Below are 22894 nucleotides of genomic sequence, written 5' to 3'. Positions count from 1 at the left end.
GAAAGGATCGCGCATGTTTGAAAACCTGACTGACCGCCTCTCGCAGACGCTGCGCCATGTTACTGGCAAGGCCAAGCTGAACGAGGACAACATCAAAGATACCTTGCGCGAAGTGCGTATGGCGTTGCTTGAAGCCGACGTCGCCTTGCCGGTGGTCAAAGACTTCGTCAACAACGTCAAGGAACGCGCCGTCGGCACCGAGGTGTCGCGCAGCCTGACGCCAGGCCAGGCGTTCGTGAAGATCGTCCAGGCCGAACTCGAAAGCCTGATGGGCGCTGCCAACGAAGATCTGGTGCTCAATGTCACGCCGCCTGCGGTCATCCTCATGGCGGGCCTGCAGGGTGCGGGTAAAACCACCACCGCTGGCAAGCTGGCGCGCTTCCTTAAAGAGCGCAAGAAGAAGACCGTGATGGTTGTGTCGGTCGACGTCTACCGTCCTGCCGCCATCAAGCAGCTTGAAACCCTGGCCAACGACATCGGTGTGACGTTCTTCGCCTCCGATATCAGCCAGAAGCCGGTCGACATCGCCCTGGCGGCCATTAAAGAAGCCAAGCTCAAGTTCATTGACGTGGTCATCGTCGATACCGCCGGTCGTCTGCACGTCGACGTCGAGATGATGGGCGAGATTCAGGCGCTGCATGCTGCGACCAAGCCAGCTGAAACGCTGTTCGTGGTCGATGCCATGACCGGTCAGGATGCGGCCAACACCGCCAAGGCCTTCGGTGATGCACTGCCGCTGACCGGTGTGATCCTCACCAAGGTCGACGGTGATGCTCGCGGTGGTGCGGCCCTGTCGGTGCGTGCAATTACCGGCAAGCCGATCAAGTTCATCGGTATGGGTGAGAAGAGCGAGGCGCTGGAGCCGTTCCACCCAGATCGTATCGCGTCGCGAATCCTTGGCATGGGCGATGTGCTCAGCCTTATCGAGCAGGCTGAACAGACCCTCGACAAGGATAAAGCCGACAAACTGGCGAAAAAGCTCAAGAAAGGCAAAGGCTTCGATCTCGAAGACTTCCGCGATCAACTGCAACAAATGAAAAACATGGGTGGCCTTGGCGGTCTCATGGACAAGCTGCCAAGTATCGGCGGCGTCAATCTTGCGCAGATGGGCAATGCCCAGGGCGCGGCCGAGAAGCAGTTCAAGCAGATGGAAGCCATCATCAACTCGATGACGCCTGGCGAACGCCGTGACCCGGACCTGATCAGCGGCTCGCGCAAGCGCCGTATTGCAATGGGCTCGGGTACCCAGGTGCAGGACATCGGGCGTCTGATCAAGCAGCATAAACAGATGCAGAAGATGATGAAGAAGTTCTCCGCCAAGGGCGGAATGGCAAAAATGATGCGCGGCATGGGCGGAATGCTCCCCGGCGGCGGCATGCCAAAAATGTAATTGCGTCGCGTGCAAGCTTCTTTGCACGCGTCCCACACGGGGGGCGACCCCCGGTCAGCCCGCGTTATGCGGGCTTTTACCTGCTGTCATACCGACAGCTCCCTCGCAAATCTGGAAGGCATGCCGATAGGCGCCGGAAAAAGACATTTGCAAAAGTCGGGATATTCCTTAGAATATGCGGCCTTTCGGGCACCTATGCCCGCTGTGCATCTTAGATTTGCAGCACCGACTACAGGAACGATGTTCAATGCTAACCATCCGTCTTGCCCTTGGCGGCTCCAAAAAGCGCCCGTTTTACCACTTGACCGTAACCGACAGCCGCAACGCTCGTGACGGTTCCCACAAGGAACAGGTTGGTTTCTTCAACCCGGTTGCCCGTGGTCAGGAAATCCGTCTGTCCGTTAACGAAGAACGCGTCAACTACTGGTTGAGCGTTGGTGCACAAACTTCCGAGCGCGTTGCCCAGCTGCTCAAAGAGCACAACAAGACCAAGGCCGCGGCCTGAGTCTTATGAACGCGACGCCTGCATCTGCCGACGATCTGATCGTCATTGGCAAGATTTACTCGGTTCATGGCGTTCGCGGCGAAGTGAAGGTCTTTTCCTTTACTGATCCGATTGGAAACCTGTTGGACTACAAAACCTGGACGCTTCGGCGCGAAGGCAGCGTTGAGAAACAGGTGGAGCTGGTCAGCGGACGCTTGCAAAGCAAGTTTCTGGTAGCAAAGCTCAAAGGTCTCGATGATCGTGAAGAAGCTCGTCTTCTCTCCGGTTACGAAATCTGCGTGCCGCGTAACCTGTTCCCTGATCTGGACGATGGCGAGTACTACTGGTACCAGCTTGAAGGCCTCAAGGTCATCGACCAACTCGGGCAACTGCTCGGGAAAATCGATCACCTGCTCGAAACCGGTTCGAACGATGTAATGGTTGTAAAGCCCTGCGCGGGTAGCCTGGATGATCGTGAACGCCTGTTGCCCTATACGGAGCAATGTGTGTTGGCAATCGATATGGCTGCTGGCGAGATGAAGGTGGATTGGGACGCGGACTTCTGAATGCCATGGCCAGCCTGCGCATAGAAGTCATCAGTCTGTTTCCCGAGATGTTTTCCGCCATCAGCGAATACGGCATTACCAGCCGTGCGGTGAAACAAGGGCTGTTGCAGCTGACTTGTTGGAATCCGCGGGATTACACCACTGATCGCCATCACACTGTGGATGATCGCCCATTTGGCGGTGGTCCTGGCATGGTGATGAAGATCAAGCCCCTCGAAGATGCTCTGGTTCAGGCCAGGCAAGCGGCAGGGGATGCGGCTAAGGTTATTTACCTGTCGCCACAAGGCCGTCAGCTGAATCAGTCTGCGGTACGCGAACTGGCGCAGGAGGAAGCGATTATCCTCATCGCCGGTCGTTATGAAGGCATTGACGAGCGTTTTATTGATGCTCATGTCGATGAAGAGTGGTCGATTGGTGACTATGTTCTTTCCGGTGGCGAGCTGCCGGCTATGGTCCTGATTGACGCGGTTACGCGGCTGCTGCCTGGAGCTTTAGGGCATGTGGACTCCGCGGAGGAAGATTCCTTCACGGACGGTCTGCTGGATTGCCCGCACTACACCCGACCTGAGGTGTATGCGGATCAGCGTGTTCCCGACGTGTTGCTAAGTGGCAATCACGCGCACATCCGGCGTTGGCGTTTACAGCAGTCCCTTGGGCGGACCTATGAACGACGCGCTGATCTTCTGGAAAGCCGCTCGCTTTCTGGAGAAGAGAAGAAGCTGCTGGCGGAATACATCCGCGAGCGGGACGATAGTTAACGTATCGATGGTCGATCCATACGGATTACCTTAGGAGCACCAGCATGACTAACAAAATCATTCTTGCCCTCGAAGCAGAGCAGATGACCAAAGAGATCCCTACCTTTGCACCAGGCGACACCATCGTCGTTCAGGTTAAAGTGAAGGAAGGCGACCGCGCTCGTCTGCAAGCATTCGAAGGCGTTGTAATCGCCAAGCGTAACCGTGGCGTGAACAGTGCTTTCACTGTTCGTAAAATCTCCAACGGTGTTGGCGTTGAGCGTACTTTCCAGACTTACAGCCCGCAAATCGACAGCATGGCTGTGAAACGTCGCGGTGACGTTCGCAAGGCCAAACTGTACTACCTGCGTGACCTGTCCGGTAAAGCAGCGCGCATCAAGGAAAAACTGTCCTGATACAGTTTTTCGATGCATAAAAAGGCAGCCTTCGGGCTGCCTTTTTGCTATCTGATGTTTGAAAATTCGTTTTTGGCGTACACGCACACATACTGAGTTGAAATGGCTGCCATCGACCACCCGCTGATTGACCGGTTTCTGGATGCGCTCTGGCTTGAAAAGGGGCTGTCCGATAACACTCGCGATTCCTACCGCAGCGACCTGGCGTTGTTCAATGGCTGGCTGCAGGAGCGCAACGTTGATCTGCCCAGTGCCGGACGCGAGGTCATCCTCGATCATCTTGCGTGGCGCGTTGAAAATGCCTACAAACCGCGCTCCACGGCGCGTTTCCTGTCCGGCGCACGTGGCTTCTACCGCTACCTGCTGCGCGAAAAGCTGATTTCCGTCGATCCCACCCTGCAGATCGACATGCCTCAGTTGGGCAAGCCATTGCCCAAGTCACTCTCCGAAGCCGACGTCGAAGCGCTGCTGGCAGCACCCGACCTGAGTGAGGCTATCGGCGAGCGTGACCGTGCCATGCTGGAAGTGCTATATGCCTGCGGCCTGCGGGTGACCGAACTGATCAGCCTGACACTGGAACAGGTCAACCTGCGCCAGGGCGTACTGCGGGTGATGGGCAAAGGCAGCAAGGAACGGCTGGTGCCTATGGGCGAAGAGGCCATCGTCTGGGTCGAGCGCTACCTGCGCGGTGCCCGCGACGAGCTACTGGGCGGGAAACCCAGCGACGTACTGTTCCCCAGCACCCGAGGCGACCAGATGACCCGGCAGACCTTCTGGCACCGCATCAAGCATCAGGCAACGGTTGCGGGCATCGGCAAATCCCTGTCACCGCACACCCTGCGCCATGCCTTCGCCACCCATCTGCTTAATCACGGTGCTGACTTGCGGGTGGTGCAGATGTTGCTGGGACACAGCGATCTTTCGACGACCCAGATTTATACCCATGTGGCACGGGCGCGGTTGCAGGAAATGCATGCCAAGCATCATCCACGCGGTTGACTCACGACGTATTTTGCGAAGCTTCTTACGTCGCTCCGAGTCGGCCCCGCGAGCCTTATGTGGTAGGCTTTGCCGGTTTCGCATATCAAGGCTGGCGCCCCTTTTTTCGACCGCCGCCAGTCTGCCCGTCGTCATAGGAGTTTCCATGCGTTTGCCCCAGATTTTCGCTGCCGCCGCTTTACTGCTGGCCGGCACATTCAGTATGTCTGCCCTGGCTGATGCTGCCCCTGATCAGGCCATCCGCAAGACCCTCGATTCGCTGGAATTGCAGTTGCCGGTCGAGAGCATCTCGCCGAGCCCGCTCAATGGCCTTTATGAAGTGAAGCTCAAGGGCGGTCGCGTGCTTTACGCCAGCGCCGACGGCCAGTTCGTGGTTCAGGGCTACCTGTTTCAGGTGCAGAACGGCAAGCCGGTCAACCTGACCGAGAAGACCGAGCGACTGGCCATTGCCAAGACCATCAACGCCATTCCGCTTTCTGAAATGGTGATCTACCCGGCGGTGGGCGAGACCAAATCGCACATCACGGTATTCACCGACACTACCTGCCCGTATTGCCACAAACTGCACGAAGAAGTCGGGCAGTTGAACAAAATGGGCGTTGAAGTCCGTTACATGGCATTCCCGCGCCAAGGCCTGGGTTCTCCGGGTGACGAGCAGTTGCAGGCCGTGTGGTGTTCCAAGGACCGCAAAAGCGCCATGGACCGCATGGTAGACGGCAAGGACATCAAGGCCGCCAAGTGCGACAATCCGGTGAGCAAGCAATATGAGCTGGGTCAGTCGATCGGCGTCAACGGCACCCCGGCGATTGTCCTCGCCGACGGTCAGGTGATTCCGGGCTATCAGCCTGCTGCTCAGGTTGCCAAACTGGCAATGGGCGCCAAATAACGCTTTGTCACATCAGCATGCTTCATATGAGCATGCGCTACACGAGGCCGTGTTTTTGGCGCCTCTTCACATTTGTAGCCGCATGGCAACATGCGGCGGATTTTACGGCTGATCAAGCATCAGCTGTTTTTCGGGGAGTTCATCAGTGAAACCGGTCAAAGTAGGCATATGTGGGCTGGGTACTGTCGGTGGCGGTACTTTCAATGTACTTCAGCGTAACGCCGAGGAGATCGCCCGCCGTGCCGGGCGAGGAATCGAAGTTGCGCAAATTGCGGTTCGTACACCAAACCCCAACTGCCAGATTGCCGGTACGCCTACTACCAGTGATGTGTTTGCCGTTGCGACCAACCCTGAAATCGACATCGTCGTTGAATTGATCGGTGGCTACAGCATCGCCCGTGATCTGGTGCTCAAGGCCATCGAGCATGGCAAGCACGTAGTGACTGCCAACAAGGCGCTGATCGCGGTTCACGGCAACGAAATTTTCGCCAAAGCGCGTGAAAAGGGCGTAATCGTTGCTTTTGAAGCAGCTGTCGCTGGCGGCATCCCGGTCATCAAAGCCATTCGCGAAGGGCTGTCGGCAAACCGTATCAATTGGGTGGCCGGCATTATCAACGGCACTGGAAACTTCATCCTCACCGAAATGCGCGAGAAGGGCCGTACCTTCCCGGATGTTCTGGCCGAAGCCCAGGCGCTGGGTTATGCCGAGGCCGATCCGACCTTCGACGTTGAGGGTATCGATGCAGCGCACAAGCTGACCATTCTGGCCTCCATTGCCTTCGGCATCCCGTTGCAGTTCGACAAGGCCTACACCGAAGGCATCACCAAACTGACCACCGCCGACGTGAACTACGCTGAAGCGCTGGGCTATCGCATCAAGCACCTGGGCGTTGCACGCAGCACGGCCCAGGGCATCGAGCTACGCGTACACCCGACGCTGATCCCGGCCGATCGCCTGATTGCCAACGTCAACGGCGTGATGAATGCGGTGATGGTCAATGGCGATGCGTCCGGCTCGACGCTGTTCTACGGTGCCGGTGCCGGTATGGAGCCTACGGCGTCCTCCGTGGTGGCCGATCTGGTGGACGTGGTGCGGGCGATGACATCCGATCCGGAAAACCGTGTGCCGCATCTGGCCTTTCAGCCCGATTCGCTGTCCGCGCACCCGATTCTGCCGATCGAAGCCTGTGAAAGTGCCTACTACCTGCGCATCCAGGCAAAGGATCACCCAGGCGTGCTGGCCCAGGTGGCGAGCATCCTGTCCGAGCGCGGCATCAATATAGAGTCGATCATGCAAAAGGAAGTCGAGGAGCACGATGGTCTGGTGCCGATGATCCTGTTGACACACCGTGTTGTGGAGCAGCGCATCAATGACGCCATTCAGGCCCTGGAAGCTCTTCAGGACGTGGTTGGCCCGGTGGTTCGTATTCGCGTAGAACATCTTAATTAACATCAGCTGCGAGCCGTCAGCTGCAAGCTCAAAGTCAGACGCCAGTCGTTTTGAGCTTGAAGCTTGAGGCTTTCAGCTCAAACCAAAGGTTTGATCCCATGCGCTATATCAGTACTCGCGGCCAGGCGCCGGCCCTGAACTTCGAAGATGTGCTGTTGACTGGTCTGGCCAGCGACGGCGGTCTGTATGTGCCGGAAAACCTGCCACGCTTCACTCAGGAAGAGATCGCTTCCTGGGCCGGTTTGCCGTATCACGAACTTGCCTTCCGGGTGATGCGCCCCTTTGTAGCTGGCAGCATCCCGGATGCCGATTTCAAGAAAATTCTTGAAGAGACCTACGGTGTCTTCGCCCACAGTGCGGTAGCACCGTTGCGTCAGTTGAATGGCAACGAGTGGATACTTGAGCTGTTCCACGGTCCTACCCTGGCGTTCAAGGACTTTGCGCTGCAATTGCTCGGCCGCTTGCTGGACTACGTGCTGGCCAAGCGTGGCGAGCGTGTGGTGATCATCGGCGCTACCTCGGGTGACACCGGCTCTGCAGCCATCGAAGGCTGCCGTCGCTGTGACAACGTCGACATTTTCATTCTGCACCCGAACAATCGGGTATCTGATGTCCAGCGCCGGCAGATGACCACCATCTTTGGCGACAACATCCACAACATTGCAGTAGAAGGCAACTTCGACGACTGCCAGGAAATGGTCAAGGCCAGCTTCGCCGATCAGGGCTTCCTGAAGGGCACGCGTCTGGTCGCCGTCAACTCGATCAACTGGGCGCGAATCATGGCCCAGATCGTCTACTACTTCCATGCATCGCTGCAGTTGGGCGGTCCCGCGCGCTCGGTATCGTTCTCGGTTCCGACCGGCAACTTCGGCGATATCTTTGCCGGTTACCTGGCACGCAACATGGGGCTGCCGGTCAATCAACTGATCGTCGCCACCAACCGCAACGATATTCTGCACCGTTTCATGAGCGGCAATCAGTACGTCAAGGAAACCCTGCACGCTACGTTGTCGCCTTCCATGGACATCATGGTGTCGTCGAACTTCGAACGCCTGTTGTTCGATATGCACGGTCGCAACGGTTCTGCCATTGCCGAGTTGATGAGCACGTTCAGGCAGGGCGGCGGTTTCAGTGTCGAAGAAGAGCGCTGGACCGAAACCCGCAAACTGTTCGATTCGCTGGCAGTCAGCGACGAGGACACCTGCACGACCATTGCTGAAGTGTTTGCCAGCACCGGCGAACTGCTTGATCCGCATACCGCTATCGGGGTGAAGGCTGCTCGCGAATGCCGTCGCAGCCTGGACACGCCGATGGTGATTCTGGGTACGGCGCATCCGGTCAAGTTTCCGGAGGCAGTGGAGAAGGCCGGTGTAGGAAAAGCGCTTGAGCTACCTGCACATTTGTCTGATTTGTTCGAGCGTGACGAGCGCTGCACTGTGCTGCCAAATGACCTGAAAGCCATACAGGCATTTGTCAGCCAGCATGGCAATCGCGGCAAACCACTCTGACAGAAGCGTCGTGTAACAACTTTAGGCCCGCCACTTGGCGGGCCTTTCTGTTTCTACGTGCCAAACTTCGCTGGTTTTCGAACCATAGAGTTGGGTCATTTGTAGTGAAGCAGGCAAGCATGCAAAGCGTAGTCAGGGAGGCAGACAGCACATTGAGAGGCCGCGCATGGCGCATGGCATGCATGTTGTTGGCGCTGGTTTTTGTCGGGCCAGCCGATGCGGCGCAAAGCTTGCCGTTTACCCTGACAGCCCCTTTCGTGGCTTCAGCGGATCTGGCCCTCACAGATCAGGATCGTGCATGGCTAGATCAGCGCAAGGTACTTCGGGTCGGCATTGCGATTGCCGACTACGAGCCGATTGATATCACCAGTGACCGCAACCGTTATCAGGGCATCAGTGCCGACTATCTGGGGTTGGTCAGCGACCAGTTGAACATTCCGGTGCAGGTGACCGGGTTTGCCAGGCGTGACGAGGCCATCGAGGCATTGCACGACGGCAAGATAGACCTGCTGACCAGCGCCAATGGCTTTGAGCGGGGCGTGAAAGGGCTGTCGTTCTCAACCGAATACATGCCTGACCGATCTGTTGTCGTCGGTCGTGGCAACGATCTGAGCCCGCCGCCAAGCCTGGCCGGCAAGAAGGTTGTGCTGCTTGATGGCTATGCCGACTCGGACGTCGCTCACCGCGTTTATCCTGACAGCGAGCTGATTATCGCGCCTAACCTCTACAGTGCTCTGGAGGCCTTGAGCCAAGGCGAGGTCGACGCTTTTATCGGCAACGAAGTCATTGTCCGGGCCTACACCGCCCTGCGTCCTTATCTCGGATTGCAGATCAAGTTCGAAAGCCGGTTGCCTCCGGTAGGGTTTTCTTTTGCAGTGCGTGACGATGAGCAGCGCTTGCTGACCTTCATAAATCGTGCGCTGGACAGTATTGAACCGTCGATCGGTCGTGAAGTGCTCGGCCGCTGGACGATGGGGCTGGGCGCTGACGTGGAGGGACAACGCATTCGCCTTACCGGTGCCGAGCGGCGCTGGCTGCTCAAGCACCCGAGCGTGACCATCGCCACCACACAGCATCCGCCGTACATCTACAAAGACAAGAATGGCCAATGGGTGGGGCTGAACGCAGATGTGCTGTCCCGTATCTCACGCATGACCGGGTTGCAGTTTGTCCATCAGGAAGTGCCTTCCACGCAGCAGAGCATTGAAGTGCTGCGTGCCGGTCTTGCCGAGATGAACACCTCGCTTGCAGAAAATGCCGAGCGTCGGCGGTTTCTGGACTTTACCTATTCGTTCGGAGGCAACAGCTGGATGTTCGTGGTGCGCTCCGAGCGCTCATCCCGAGTATCGCTCGACAGTCTGGCCGGTAAAGTGCTGGCACTGCCTGCCCGGCATGCGCTCGAGGACCTGATCAGGCGCGAGCACCCCTTGATCCAGCTGCGTCTGGTGGACACCTACGACCAGGCCCGCGCCCTGGTGGAAAGCGGTGTTGCCGACGCGACCATTCAGAATGAAGTAGGTGCCTACCTGTTCCCGGCCGGGCAACTGAAGGTCGCCCGCAGTGTCGATGGCCAATGGTCACCCGACAGGTTTTCGGTGATCAAGACCCAGCCCGAACTGCTGGGCATTCTGAATAAGGCGCTGGAAGAGTTCCCGGTGGCCGAGTTGCGCTCTATCCGCTTGAAGTGGCTGGGCTCGGCACTGCCTCAGCCTTCGCTCTGGGGGCGGATACCGCAGTGGGTATTCTGGGTACTGGCCCTGGCCTTACTGACCGGGCTGGTGTCACTGGTCTGGAGCAGTCGCCTCAAGGTGCAGATTCGCCAGCGCCTCAAGGCTGAAAGGCAGCTCAATGACCAACTGGCCTTCAAACACGCCTTGTTCGATGGTATCCCCAATCCGATTTATGTTCGCGATCTCAAGGGACGACTGATTTCCTGCAACCGTAGCTACGAGCAGAGCCTTGGCATCAGTTTCGAGCAGATGAATGGTCGACGCCTTACGGATGTCAATCTGATACCGCGTGCATTGGCTGAGCAGATGCATACCGACTACCTCAATTTGCTGGAAAATCACCAGCCAGTCTTTTCCGACCGCACCATCGAACTGTCCGGAAAACGCATGGACGTCTGGCAATGGACGGTCCCTTTCTTCGCCGCCGACGGACAGCTGCAGGGGTTGCTGGGCGGCTGGGTCGATATCACCGAGCGCAAGCAGCTTGAGCAGCAGCTCCAGGAAGCAATGCGTCTGGCCGCTCAGGCCAACGAGGCGAAGAGTGTCTTTCTGGCCAGCATGAGTCATGAAATTCGTACCCCAATGGGTGCAATCATCGGTTTGCTGGAGCTGGAATGCGTACACGCTTTACGCAAGGGGCATACACCGTCGCAAGGCTTGCAGGTCGCCCATCGCTCGGCTACGGAGCTGGTGGCATTGATTGGCGAAAGTCTTGATCTGGCCAGAATCGAAGCGGGCGGCATGCAGTTATCATTGACAGTCACATCCTTGCAGGCTCTTTTCGAGGGCGTAATCGAGCTTTTTTCAGCGCAGGCCCGGGAAAAGGACCTGGAACTGCGGCTGGAATTCTCCGAACAGGCTCAGGGCGATTACTGGCTTGACCCGCTGAGGCTGCGTCAGGTGCTGCACAACGTCCTGGGCAACGCCCTGAAATTCACCCGGCAAGGGTCGGTCGTCTTGAGGGTGGCGGCGCTGGATGACTCATCTCGCGTACGCATCGCTATCCAGGACAGTGGCGAAGGTATCGAGCCAGAGCGTCAACAGCAGATATTCCAGCCCTTCATTCAGGCCAGCGATGACACTGCCGCCCATTACGGCGGGAGTGGGCTGGGACTGAGTATCACCCGGCAACTGGTGCAGTTGATGAAGGGCGATATCAGCCTGCACAGCTCGCCGGGCGAGGGTACGCTGGTCAACATCGATTTGCCGCTGGTCAGGGTGAGCGAGCCGGTTTCGCCCTCCAGCGATGTCCCGGATGCACCTGTGGATACGCGCAGCCTTCGCTTGCTGGTGGTCGATGACATGTCGGCCAACCGGCTGGTGTTGACCCGCCAGCTGGAGTTTCTTGGCCATCAGGTGGTGGCTGTCGAAGATGGCAAGACTGCGCTGTCGAGGTGGTGCGAAGAGCCGTTCGATGCGGTCATCACCGACTGCAACATGCCGGGTATCAGCGGTTATGCATTGACCGAAGCCATTCGACAGATCGAAGAGAAAGAGCAGCGCCGGCGCTGCCCGGTCATTGGCTGTACCGCTAACGCAATGAGTGACGAGGCTGCACGGTGTGAGCAGGCGGGGATGGACGGTCTGCTGATCAAACCGCTTTCCCTGGCGCGTCTGGCCCAGGAGCTGGCGGATCGGGTACGTGAGCCGACGTTCGACATCAGCACGCTGCAAAACATGACCCGGGCCAACCCGGAACAGATGCAACGGTTGTTGGGCGAGTTGTGGAAGAACCTCAGGCATGAACACGCCTTGCTGGAGCCTGCGGTGCTGGCAAATGACTGGAACGCCTTGAGCGCTTGCCTGCATCGGCTCAAGGGCGCGGCGAGTCTGGTTGACGCAGTGCCGTTGGCCAAGGCGTGCGCGGCGCTCGATGAAAGTGTGCGGCTTGAGTGTGTGGCCAGTGTGCCTGAGCGCTGGCTGGCGCTGGAGGCTGCGATGACCGGCCTGCGCGCTGATATCGAGTTGCAATTGGTGGCAGTGCCCGACATTGCACCGGCTTGCGATTGATGCGTGCTGAAAAAAAACGTTAATCGCTACCGGGTTTAGGACATGTCCTATGGGGCATGCGTGCGGGAGGAGCTACAGTAAGTGTTCCCCTGAGCCGCTGGCTCTGACTCCCGTAGGCGTGACCGTGCACTCACTCAAGGTTCTGATTCTCGAAGACCATCCTTTCCAGCTGATGGCTCTGCACCAGATGCTCAACGCCAATCAGGTGTTCGATGTGCTGGCTGCCGAGAGCGTTGAGGTTGCCAGGCTTTCCCTGCAAAGCCGTGGTCCTGTCGACATTGCTATCTGTGACTTGCAGATGGACGGCCCCGACGGCCTTGAGCTGATCCGCTTTATGGCCGAAAACGGGTTGGCGAGGGCGCTGATCATCGTCAGCAGTTCAGCTGCCTGCGTGCTGGAAGGTGTTGCGCAGCTGGCGCTCAGCCAAGGTTTGGAAGTGTTGGGGTATGTGCAAAAACCTGCTTCGGCCGCTGTACTCCATGACATGCTTGAGGCGTACGGGCCAGGCCGTGCCGGGAGTGCACCACAGTCACCGGTAAAGCGTGCGTTCGGGGCACTGTCTGCCGTGGAGTTGTTTGATCCGAAAGACAATATGCCCATAGACGTTGCGTCTGTTGCCGAACAGTGGATTGCCTATTTTCAACCCAAGGTGAATCTGCAGGGCAAGTTGCTGGGTGTCGAGGCGCTGGTCCGCTGGCAGCACCCCACACATGGCTTGCTGGCTCCCGGACGATTCATGGACGCCATCGAAGCTGAGGAACTGACCGTTGCGTTGACCTGGCGTATGCTGGATCAGGCCCTGCAGTTCTCTGCACAGTTCATGCGCGAGCAGGGCGAAGTACTCTCGGTTGCGGTCAATATCGACCCGCAAGTGCTGCAACAGGCGGATTTCGCCGGGCAGATCATGCAGGCGCTCACCCGTCACAGCGTGCCGGCAACTGCGCTGACCCTGGAGATTCTCGAACAGGATGCCGCCCGCCCGGAAACCTGGCAGATGGAGGGCCTGTTGAGGTTATGCATGCAGGGCTGCAAATTGTCTATTGATGACTTTGGGATGGGCGCTTCGAACATCGACAGGCTCCTGCAGTTGCCCTTCAGCGAGTTGAAGATACCGACCGAGTTTGTACGTGGCATGGCCGACGATGCGCGCAAGTCTGCAGTGGTGGCTGGAGCCATGCTCATGGCACAGCGGCTGTCCATGTCGGTAGTGGTGGAGGGGGTCGAAACGATTGACGACTTTCACAGCCTGCTGGCATTGGGCAACCCGGCCATTCAGGGTTATTTCATTGCGCGTCCGATGCCTTCATCAGAGTTGGTGCGCTGGGCCGCCGAGCGCGAGTCTCATCTGCAGGCCATGCTGACAGACGGCCGGCCTCAGGACATGCCGCTTTCCTGCAAATAAATGAACAGTGCCGCGTCGTTGGCCAGACCGAGCTTGCGCATGGCCGCGACTTTCTGTGCGCTGACAGTCTGTTTGCTGCGATTGAGCTGCGCAGCGATCTGGCCGACGGTATGACCGGCCGAGAGCAGGCGTAGCACCTCCAGCTCTCTTGGCGACAATTTTTCTGCCGGCAACAGCGCGTCAGGGCCGTACTGACGGGCTTCCCTCAGCACCCTGCGCACGGAATCAGCGACAAAAAACTCACCGCGCTGAACGCCCCTGATGGCCGCAGGCAGTTCTCCGGTAAGGCTGGCCTTGCTCAACAGGCCGCGCACGTTAAGGCCCAGCATGGACTGGAAAAGTCCGGCATTGCTCAGTGTCGTTACAACGATCACCGGCAATGCCGGAAAATCCCGGTGTATGCGCTGCAAAAGACGCAAGCCATCGTTCTGCAGTTCGACCGGCATCATGAAATCAGTCACCAGCACATCGCAGGGATGGCGCGCGAGTACCTGTAGCAGTTCATCCGGATTACAGGCTTCGGCGACAACGGTAGCCAGATTGTCCTGTTCCAGTACGACACGCAGGCCGATGAGAAAAATAGGGTGGTCATCAGCCACGATGACGCGCAACGGGCGATCAGTGGAATCGCTCAAGGTGTGGCTCCATCAAAAAGGCTGACTGGTATTACAGACGACAGGGTTGTTTAACGCAGTGATCAATAGCATAGGCACCTTGTAGGAGGCGTAGCGTAATTATGTTGAGTTTTCCTACAAGCCCACTTCCTGTCGCCATTGGCCTCCGGTTTTTTCCTTGTCACATTCAACAGGCATGCTCGAAATGACAGACCGGTGCTGTGATCAGGCGATAGAAAGAACTTTCTGCTGTCGCCGACGGTCATTGGTTAGCACCTTTGCATTCAAACTGTTGAGTGGTGATCCGGATGGAAAATATCAGCTTACTGCTAAGCGAAGCGCTGGCTCCTTATCAGGCCAGTATTGGCCCGGCGGGTACTCGGGGCGAACGTCTGGTGACGCTTAAGGATAAAGCGGGCGTCTGTGTGATCGAGCGTACATTCGGCGCTGATCAACTGAGCGACAAACGTCAGCTCACCGACGTGGTAGACGGCCTGCGCCGGGATTTGATGGTCGCCGAAGGTCGAATCGAACCCTGCGTCATTGCCGCGATGCGTAATGCTGCAATCAGCCGAACGTTTATCCGCACTCCGTCTTTTGCTTAACAGTTGCTAAACAGTCGTCTGGCTTGCGTCAACAAGGTCGGAACCTGACGCGCTCGTTGCACTCCTATCCATTACGTCAGGTTTGATCATTGTGCTCCGGTGATCGAAGGTTGGCGTACTGACCATCATGGTCATGTTTACCCCGGGCAGGTCCCCCTCTGCCCGGGGTTTCTTTTAGGTGCTCAGTTCTTCTCGAACAGCGCTTTGACGTCTTCCAGGTAGCTTGCCCGTTGCTCGGGGTCCAGCCACTGCGCGTAAAAGCCCATCAGGCTGCTTTCGCGCAACGTACGCATCTCGCGGTTGATCTGTGCGAGGGCTTTTTTGCCTTCAGGTGAGTTGCTGCAACTGATATAGACGAATTGGTAGGCGGGGTTGCCCCTGATCGGCAAGAAGGCCAGTTCATCCGGTCTGATACCTTGTTGCATGGCCTGATAGCGTGCTTCCGGCCAGAAACTGATAAAGGCTTGCAGGCGCCCCAGGCGTTCCATTTGCAGAAGGCTGCCGGTGGCATCGTTACCGTAATGGAGCACCAGCGCATCTTCGTCGACGCCTTGCAGCGTATGGTCGATCAGTTCGCCATAGCTGCGTTCGGCGACTATGCCCAATTTGATCGCCCGGCTGGCCATAAGCGCCGCGAAGTCGATTTTTCCGTCCTCGACATACGGCTCGAACGTCGACATGTCTTCCTTGCGTACAATCAGGCCGCTGCTGAATATGGCGCCGATCGGTATGGAGAAGAGCAGGGTTCTGGCTCGCTCCTCAGTCCACAGCATGGTGGGATCACAACTCAGAGACGTGGCGTCGTTAAGCATCTGCAGGCCCCTGGCACGATTGACGCGCATCAGCATGTGATCGTATTCGGGCATTCGCGCAGTTAACAAAGGCATGAGCTGATCAATGGCACCTTGCCCGCGCATGACCCCGGAAAAAATCGTCGAAGGTGGTATGTCGCGCATCAACCAGGTCAATGTCTCCCTTGCCTGGCTGGCGCATGACAGGGCAGCCAGCGACAGGGCGAGCATCAATCGAGCCGTTGTGCAGTACGAGGCAGGAAGGGACATTCGCTGGTTTCATCCTCGAAAAAGATTCAGCAAACTGGAGTAGAGTGGCAGCTCTTTGAGTGGCGCTGCGCCTGTGGCGTCACATTCAGGTGCTTCGGCAGTCCCTTGCCGGGATCCAGGTACTCGGAGCAGATCGTCTATAAAGCCAATCTGTATCAGAATTTTGTTTCAGGCTATCGATTTTTTATAGCCCGCAAGCAGGAGCAATTGCATCCCCTGCGCGAGCAAGTTCGTTCACAGGCCCGGCATCGGTTAGACTTGCCGTCTTACCTCCAGACTCTAGAAGCCCGTTCATGGCCCAGCCGTCCACGACCTACAAATTCGAACTCAACCTCACCGACCTCGATCGCGGAGTGTATGAGAGCGTCAAACAGACCATTGCCCGCCATCCTTCGGAAACTGAAGAACGCATGACCGTGCGCCTGCTGGCCTATGCCTTCTGGTACAACGAACAATTGTCGTTCGGTCGCGGCCTGTCTGATGTGGACGAACCCGCACTGTGGGAAAAAAGCCTGGATGATCGGGTTCTGCACTGGATTGAAGTCGGACAGCCGGATGCCGACCGCCTGACCTGGTGCTCGCGTCGCACCGAACGCACCAGCCTGCTTGCCTACGGCAGCTTGCGCGTTTGGGAAGGCAAGGTCATCCCGGCGATCAAGAACCTGAAAAACGTCAATATTGCCGCCGTCCCGCAGGACGTGCTGGAAGTGCTGGCCAAGGATATGCCGCGGGTCATCAAGTGGGATGTGATGATCAGTGAAGGAACGGTATTCGTCACCGACGACCGTGGCCAGCATGAAGTCCAGTTGCAATGGCTTGCGGGCGAACGCGGCTGACAGCCGCCGGTTCCGATCGAAAAAACATCCATCGACACTGCAAAGAGAATCAGCTGACCCGCATGCGCATCGAACCCCGTCTATTGCCCGATACCTTGCCGTTTCTCGGCGACCTGCCGCCCTTGCTCACTCGTCTTTATGCTGCAAGGGGCGTGGCCTGCGAGGCCGAGCTGGACAAAAGCCTGGCGCGGTTGATCCCTTATCAGCAACTCAAGGGAATCGATGCTGCGGTAGATCTGCTGGTAACGGCGCTGCGCGAAGGCCAGCGCATGCTGATTGTCGGTGATTTCGATGCCGACGGTGCGACTGCCAGCACCGTGGGTGTTCTGGGGCTGCGCCTGCTGGGCGCGGCGCACGTCGATTATCTGGTGCCCAACCGTTTTGAGTACGGTTATGGCCTGACGCCGGAAATCGTCGAAGTGGCGTTGCAGCGCGAGCCTCAGCTATTGATCACCGTGGATAACGGCATTTCGAGCGTCGAGGGTGTGGCCGCTGCCAAGGCGGCAGGCTTGCAGGTACTGGTCACCGACCACCATTTGCCGGGTCACGAGCTTCCGGCGGCAGACGCCATCGTCAACCCCAACCAGCCAGGCTGTACCTTTCCCAGCAAATCGCTGGCCGGTGTCGGGGTTATTTTCTATGTGTTGATGGCCTTGCGTGCGCGTTTGCGTGACACCGGCTGGTTCGAGAGCAACCAGCGTGCCCAGCCCAACCTGGGTGAGCTTCTGGACCTGGTCGCGCTGGGCAGCGTGGCCGATGTCGTGCCGCTCGACGCCAACAACCGCATTCTGGTGCACCAAGGCCTGATGCGTATTCGTGCTGGCCGTGCCCGCCCCGGGCTGCGCGCGATTCTTGAGGTTGCACGGCGTGAGTCTTCGCGCATCACCTCTACTGATCTGGGGTTTATTATCGGACCACGCTTGAACGCGGCGGGGCGCCTGGACGATATGAGCCTGGGCATTGAATGCCTGCTCTGCGACGACCCGACACTGGCGCGAGAAATGGCCGTGCAACTGGACGAATTGAACCAGGATCGCAAATCCATTGAGCAGGGCATGCAGCGTGAAGCGCTCGCGCAGCTCAAGGACCTGCCGCTGGAGTCCATGCCGTTCGGCCTGTGCCTGTTCGATGCCGAATGGCATCAGGGTGTCATCGGTATCCTGGCCTCGCGCCTCAAGGAGCGCTACCACCGACCTACCATCGCGTTCGCCAGTGCCGGGGAGGGCGTGCTCAAAGGCTCGGCTCGCTCGGTGCCGGGGTTTCACATTCGCGATGCGCTGGACGCTGTGGCGGCCAGTCATCCGCATCTGATCAGCAAGTTCGGCGGCCACGCCATGGCGGCAGGTCTCTCGCTGCCTGAAGAGAACTTCCCGGCGTTTGCCGAAGCGTTCGATCTGGAAGTGCGTCGTCAACTCGATGAGCAGGACCTGACCGGACGTCTGCTGTCTGACGGTTCGCTGGCCGTCGAGGAATTTCATCTGGAACTGGCCCGCGCACTGCGCAACGCCGGTCCCTGGGGACAGCACTTCCCCGAGCCCTTGTTCCACGGCGTATTCCAGCTTGTTGAACAGCGGGTGGTGGGCGAGCGTCACTTGAAGATGGTGCTCAAGACCGAGTGCGGCAGCGTCAAGCTCGATGGCATTGCGTTCGGCGTCGACCGCGACATCTGGCCCAACCCCAACATTCGCTGGGTCGAACTGGCCTACAAACTGGACCTCAACGAGTTTCGTGGCAACGAAACCGTGCAGTTGATGGTGGTGCACATCGCGCCACGCTGACAATCAGCAGGAACCCCTCTCGCTACCGGGTTGTCGACAACAGACTGTCTGCAAAACCTGTTCATTGAATGAACGGAGCTTGGACACCTGAATTTTCATTACGAGAGGTTGCCATGAGCCTGCTGCTTGAACCCTACACCCTGCGCCAATTGACCCTTCGCAACCGTATCGCAGTCTCGCCGATGTGCCAGTATTCCAGTGTCGACGGCCTGGCCAACGACTGGCATCTGGTTCATCTGGGAAGCCGAGCAGTTGGCGGCGCCGGCCTGGTCATCACTGAAGCGATGGCTGTGACGCCGGACGGCCGCATAACCCCCGAAGACCTGGGGCTGTGGAATGATGAACAGATCGAGCCGCTGCAACGCATTACCCGCTTTATCAATGCTCAGGGTGCGGTGGCTGGCATCCAGCTGGCGCACGCCGGTCGCAAGGCCAGCACCTGGCGCCCGTGGCTTGGCAAGCACGGCAGCATTTCCCTCAATGAAGGCGGCTGGACTCCGGTCGGGCCTTCGGCAATTGCTTTTGATCCGCAGCACACGGCGCCTGTGCAACTGAGCGAAACGCAGATTCAGGAACTGATCAAGGCGTTTGTCGATTCCGCACGGCGCGCCCTGACCGCAGGCTTCAAGGTGGTAGAAATTCACGCGGCCCACGGTTATCTGCTGCATCAGTTCCTGTCGCCATTGAGCAACCAGCGTACTGACCAATACGGTGGTTCATTCGAGAACCGCATTCGCCTGACGCTGCAAGTCACCGAAGCGGTGCGCGCAGTGTGGCCTGAAGAGCTGCCGTTGTTCGTTCGCGTGTCCGCCACCGACTGGGTGGAAGACGGCTGGAACGCCGATGAAACGGTAGAGTTGGCGCGCCGTCTGAAGGCGCTGGGTACAGACCTGATCGATGTGTCGTCGGGCGGCACGTCAGCCAACGCAGAAATTCCGGTTGGCCCCGGCTACCAGACGCGTTTTGCCGAACGGGTTCGCAAAGAGTCCGAAATCGCTACAGGGACGGTAGGCATGATTACTGATCCGGCCCAGGCAGAGCATATTCTGCGTACCGGGCAGGCCGATATCATTCTGCTTGCGCGTGAGCTGCTGCGTGATCCGTACTGGCCGCTGCGTGCCGATGAAGACCTGGGCGGGCGTCTGGCGACCTGGCCTGCACAGTACCAACGCGCCACACACCGGGATCAGCCGATTCATGAGTCTGATCTGCGGGATTGATGCCCGTTCGGTTTACGAAAGGAAGCAGCCAATAAGTGAGCGCCGCAGGGCGCTCATTTTTATTCGCCTTCCAGCAGTTCGGTGACGCGTCCGATCAGTTCGGCAATGGCAAAAGGCTTGGGCAGTACATGCATGCCAGGTTCAAGCGTATCGTGGGCCAGCGCCGCGTTTTCAGCATAGCCGGTCACAAACAGTATTTTCAGGTCGGGCCGAACATCCCGGGCGGCGTCTGCGACCTGACGACCGTTCATGCCGCCGGGCAGACCGACGTCGGTAATCAACAGGTCGATAGCCGCTTTGGACTGCAGAATGGTCAGAGCATCGGCACCTCGCTCGGCCTGCAAAATGGTATAGCCAAGGTCTTCAAGCAACTCGACAATCAACTGGCGCACAGCGGGCTCGTCATCAACGACCAGAATGGTTTCATCGCTGATGCCAGGTGCGGGTACTTGTAAAGGGCTGTCCTCAAGTGCCACCGCTTCAGGCTCACCTTCATGCATCGGCAGCAGGATGCAGACTCTCGAGCCCTCTCCAACGTTTGAGGTGATGTTGACGCCGCCTCCGGACTGCCGTGCAAAGCCGTAAATCATCGACAGCCCCAAGCCCGTCCCCATGCCTAACGGTTTGGTGGTGAAGAACGGATCGAAGGCCCGTGCCATGACATCTTTGTCCATGCCCGTGCCTGTATCGCTGACGCATAACTCCACGTAACGACCTGCGGGCAACTGATACCTCGCCGCTGCGGCTGCATTCAGATGACGGTTACCGGTCTGAATCAGCAGCTGCCCGCCGTCGGGCATGGCGTCCTTGGCGTTGATACATAAATTGAGCAGCGAGTTTTCCAACTGATGCGGGTCCACCAGGGTCGACCACAGCCCTCGTGAAGCAATGACCTGCATATCGATGGCAGGGCCCACGGTACGCCGGATCAGTTCATCCATGCCCGCCACCAGAAGGTCGATATCCGTCGCCTTGGGGGCCAGTGTCTGACGGCGCGAGAATGCCAGCAGGCGGTGCGTCAGGGAGGCTGCGCGTCTCGAGCCCTCCAGTGCTGCATTGATATAGCGATCCAGCTCCGTGAAGCGCTCCTGTCTGATCCTCGACAGGAGCAACTCCATGTTGCCGGTCACGCCCATCAGCAGGTTGTTGAAGTCATGTGCCAAACCGCCGGTCAACTGCCCGACCGCTTCCATTTTCTGCGCTTGAATCAGTGCTTCTTCGGCAATACGCAATGCTTCGATGCGATCTTTCTCGTGGGTCAGGTGCTTGCCCAGCGCAAAAATGATTCCATTGCCTGGCGCAGCGGTCCAGCCGAACCATTGATAGGTCCCGTCCACATGCCGGTAGCGATTCTCGAACAGCGGCAAAACATGATTGATGGTGTGTTTCAGGGCATCCTCGGTATTACGCACATCATCGGGATGCAGCAGGCTCATGATCGAGCTGCCCAGCAGCTCTTGTTCAGTGTGGCCCAGCAGTACTGTCCAGGCCGGGTTCACCCGCAGGAAAATGCCGTTGAAATCGAGTATCGCCAGCGGATCCGGGGAAATCTCCCAGAATGTATCCAGCTCCAGGGTCCGCTGTGCCAGCCTGGCGGTCTGCCGCCGTTCCAGATTTACCAGATCCTCGATCAGTTTCAGGCGTTCGCGCTCACTGTCCTGCAACGCTTGCTGACTGAGAACATGCTCGGTGGTTTCGTTGGTGATGCAAAACATGCCAACGATCATCCCTTGCTCGTCGATCACCGGCGAGAAGGAGAATGACCACCATGTCTGCTCGACCTCACCATAGCGCGCCATGCTCAGTGGCATGTCCTTGTAATGGCAGGGCTTGCCGGCGTATGCATCAATGACCAGTGGCGCGACCTGATCCCACACATCAGCCCAGAGGTCCGGAATAAGTGCGCCGATGGCGTTATCCTTACGCGGGCCGAGGATGGGGGTATAAGCATCATTATGGAAAAACACCAGCTCCGGTCCCCAGAGCAGATACATCGATTCCGGCGAATTCAGAATCAGATTCAGGGTGTTTTTCAGCGATACCGGCCAATGCTCGATGGGGCCGAGTGGTGTCTGGCTCCAGTCCTTTGATCGGATAATCCCGGCAGCCGTGCCGTTAGCTGTCGGGAAACCAGTGGGCGATATCACTTCAGGCAAGCTCCTGACGGCATGCGTCTTGCGTTCATAGGGGTGTACTTAAGGTTGATCGATCTGGACGAGCAGTCTTTTTAACTGCTTTTCGTACCGGCTGCCCTGATATTGACCCTTTATCAGAGCCGCGCGTTGCACGTGTTTCGCTGATATCGGGAATGATTGGATGAATGGGGCTGGCCGGGAATCGTAACATTCGGAAGCACACCGGTAATCTTGAGTCAGTGACTTCCTGTCAACTTGTTGGTCAATGACTCATCTGACAAACCTTGTAGGAGGCTTTCTGTGAATACGCGTGGCTTACTCGATCAGTTGCTCAAATCCGGACAAAGCATGTTGCAGGACAAGGCTAACGGCAAATCCGCCAAGCAGTCTTCGGGCAGCGACTCATTGATCAATGGTCTGGGCAGCCTGCTCGGCGGCGGCAAAGGCCAAGGGACCTCCCAGAGCGGTCTTGGCGGCCTGCTGTCCGGCGCCGGTGGCGGTGCGCTGGCTGCAGGTGCCATGAGCCTTCTGCGCGGCAAACGCTCGCGCGGTATGGGCGGTAAGGTGCTGACTTACGGAGGCTTGGCGGCATTGGGCGTACTGGCCTATAAGGCCTATAACAACTGGCAGTCCAGTCAGGGCCTCGTCGGTCAGCGTGAGCCGCAAACCATTGATCGTTTGCCCGAGGCTGAAGCCGAGCAGCACAGCCAGGCTATCCTGCGTGCATTGGTCGCCGCTGCAAAAGCCGATGGTCATGTGGATGAGCGTGAGCGAGAACTGATCGAGGGCGAGTTCAGCAAATTGAACAGCGATCAGGCGCTTCAGCAATGGCTTCAGGCCGAGCTGAACAAACCGCTGGACCCGGTAGAAGTGGCTCGCGCTGCGACCACGCCTGAAATGGCAGCAGAAATGTATATCGCCAGTGTCATGCTGGTGGATGAAGAGCACTTCATGGAGCGCGCCTATCTCGATGAGCTGGCGCGCCAGTTGAAACTGGAGCCCGGTCTCAAGTCCGAACTGGAAGCACAGGTGCGGGGCGCCGAGTAAGCTGCCACGTCCGCTGCCGG

Annotated in this window: 19 protein-coding genes; 16 read left to right on the top strand and 3 right to left on the bottom strand. The window is 58.1% G+C overall.

All coding sequences use genetic code 11. The features are described 5' to 3' along the window. Positions 1–13: 13 nt before the first annotated feature. The 11 genes from ffh (at position 14) to RYB66_RS05600 (ending at position 13578) form a co-directional block, all read left to right on the top strand. Entirely contained in the window at positions 14–1390 is a 1377-nt protein-coding gene (ffh, locus tag RYB66_RS05650) for a signal recognition particle protein (RefSeq protein WP_002552520.1), read from the top strand. 247 nt (positions 1391–1637) lie between these two features. Further along, positions 1638–1895: a 30S ribosomal protein S16 gene (gene rpsP / locus RYB66_RS05645; protein WP_002552521.1), complete on the top strand. Its 258-nt coding sequence runs from the start codon at positions 1638–1640 to the stop codon at positions 1893–1895. 5 nt (positions 1896–1900) lie between these two features. Then, positions 1901–2440: a ribosome maturation factor RimM gene (rimM, locus tag RYB66_RS05640; protein ID WP_002552522.1), complete on the top strand. Its 540-nt coding sequence runs from the start codon at positions 1901–1903 to the stop codon at positions 2438–2440. Positions 2441–2445: 5 nt separating this feature from the next. Beyond that, entirely contained in the window at positions 2446–3198 is a 753-nt protein-coding gene (gene trmD, locus RYB66_RS05635; RefSeq protein ID WP_002552523.1) for a tRNA (guanosine(37)-N1)-methyltransferase TrmD, read from the top strand. A 44-nt stretch (positions 3199–3242) separates the two neighbouring features. After that, positions 3243–3593, top strand: coding sequence for a 50S ribosomal protein L19 (gene rplS / locus RYB66_RS05630; RefSeq protein ID WP_002552524.1), 351 nt, complete (start codon positions 3243–3245; stop codon positions 3591–3593). A 102-nt stretch (positions 3594–3695) separates the two neighbouring features. Then, on the top strand, positions 3696–4592 hold the full coding sequence (gene xerD, locus RYB66_RS05625; protein WP_005778358.1) for a site-specific tyrosine recombinase XerD: 897 nt from the start codon (positions 3696–3698) through the stop codon (positions 4590–4592). 145 nt (positions 4593–4737) lie between these two features. Further along, the gene (gene dsbC, locus RYB66_RS05620; protein ID WP_002552526.1) at positions 4738–5478 is read left to right on the top strand and encodes a bifunctional protein-disulfide isomerase/oxidoreductase DsbC; all 741 of its coding nucleotides are present in this window, start codon (positions 4738–4740) and stop codon (positions 5476–5478) included. 145 nt (positions 5479–5623) lie between these two features. Next, positions 5624–6928, top strand: coding sequence for a homoserine dehydrogenase (locus RYB66_RS05615; protein ID WP_005743381.1), 1305 nt, complete (start codon positions 5624–5626; stop codon positions 6926–6928). Positions 6929–7026: 98 nt separating this feature from the next. Next, positions 7027–8436: a threonine synthase gene (gene thrC / locus RYB66_RS05610; RefSeq protein WP_010201549.1), complete on the top strand. Its 1410-nt coding sequence runs from the start codon at positions 7027–7029 to the stop codon at positions 8434–8436. 182 nt (positions 8437–8618) lie between these two features. After that, positions 8619–12176 carry an ATP-binding protein gene (locus tag RYB66_RS05605; protein WP_316894027.1) on the top strand — a complete coding sequence of 1186 codons (3558 nt, stop codon included), beginning with the start codon at positions 8619–8621 and terminating at the stop codon, positions 12174–12176. Between the two features lie 172 nt (positions 12177–12348). Beyond that, complete coding sequence (locus tag RYB66_RS05600) at positions 12349–13578, top strand: EAL domain-containing response regulator (protein ID WP_316894022.1); 1230 nt, start codon at positions 12349–12351, stop codon at positions 13576–13578. Here RYB66_RS05600 and RYB66_RS05595 read toward each other — a convergent pair. Continuing rightward, complete coding sequence (locus RYB66_RS05595) at positions 13551–14213, bottom strand: response regulator transcription factor (RefSeq protein ID WP_316893965.1); 663 nt, start codon at positions 14211–14213, stop codon at positions 13551–13553. The genes RYB66_RS05600 and RYB66_RS05595 overlap by 28 nt on opposite strands. A gap of 287 nt (positions 14214–14500) precedes the next feature. On the opposite strand from RYB66_RS05595, the gene RYB66_RS05590 reads away from it, so the two are divergent. Further along, positions 14501–14797 carry a DUF3509 domain-containing protein gene (locus tag RYB66_RS05590; protein ID WP_316893963.1) on the top strand — a complete coding sequence of 99 codons (297 nt, stop codon included), beginning with the start codon at positions 14501–14503 and terminating at the stop codon, positions 14795–14797. Positions 14798–14979: 182 nt separating this feature from the next. Here the strand turns inward: RYB66_RS05590 and RYB66_RS05585 are convergent, their stop codons facing one another. Then, positions 14980–15819 (bottom strand): TIGR02285 family protein, encoded by an 840-nt coding sequence (locus RYB66_RS05585; RefSeq protein ID WP_316886550.1) that lies wholly within the window; start codon positions 15817–15819, stop codon positions 14980–14982. A 332-nt stretch (positions 15820–16151) separates the two neighbouring features. Here RYB66_RS05585 and RYB66_RS05580 point away from each other — a divergent pair, with 332 nt between their 5' ends. The 3 genes from RYB66_RS05580 (at position 16152) to RYB66_RS05570 (ending at position 19692) form a co-directional block, all read left to right on the top strand. Further along, the gene (locus RYB66_RS05580; RefSeq protein ID WP_002554774.1) at positions 16152–16694 is read left to right on the top strand and encodes a YaeQ family protein; all 543 of its coding nucleotides are present in this window, start codon (positions 16152–16154) and stop codon (positions 16692–16694) included. A 62-nt stretch (positions 16695–16756) separates the two neighbouring features. Next, complete coding sequence (gene recJ, locus RYB66_RS05575) at positions 16757–18472, top strand: single-stranded-DNA-specific exonuclease RecJ (protein ID WP_057412933.1); 1716 nt, start codon at positions 16757–16759, stop codon at positions 18470–18472. Positions 18473–18585: 113 nt separating this feature from the next. Beyond that, a complete protein-coding gene (locus tag RYB66_RS05570) occupies positions 18586–19692 on the top strand; it encodes an NADH:flavin oxidoreductase/NADH oxidase (protein WP_004656368.1) in 1107 nt (368 codons plus the stop codon). Positions 19693–19751: 59 nt separating this feature from the next. On the opposite strand, the gene RYB66_RS05565 is transcribed toward RYB66_RS05570, so the two are convergent. After that, positions 19752–21839 (bottom strand): PAS domain-containing sensor histidine kinase, encoded by a 2088-nt coding sequence (locus RYB66_RS05565; protein ID WP_316893962.1) that lies wholly within the window; start codon positions 21837–21839, stop codon positions 19752–19754. A gap of 288 nt (positions 21840–22127) precedes the next feature. Between RYB66_RS05565 and RYB66_RS05560 the strand changes: the two genes are divergently transcribed. Next, positions 22128–22874: a tellurite resistance TerB family protein gene (locus RYB66_RS05560; RefSeq protein ID WP_005760151.1), complete on the top strand. Its 747-nt coding sequence runs from the start codon at positions 22128–22130 to the stop codon at positions 22872–22874. The last annotated feature ends 20 nt before the right edge of the window (positions 22875–22894 follow it).

The organism is Pseudomonas syringae group sp. 243L2 (assembly GCF_032587875.1).
In the GTDB taxonomy this organism is placed as follows: Bacteria; Pseudomonadota; Gammaproteobacteria; order Pseudomonadales; family Pseudomonadaceae; genus Aquipseudomonas; species Aquipseudomonas amygdali.
The sequence above is the reverse complement of the archived record's forward strand: the minus strand, read 5'-3'. Positions and strand labels throughout refer to the sequence as shown.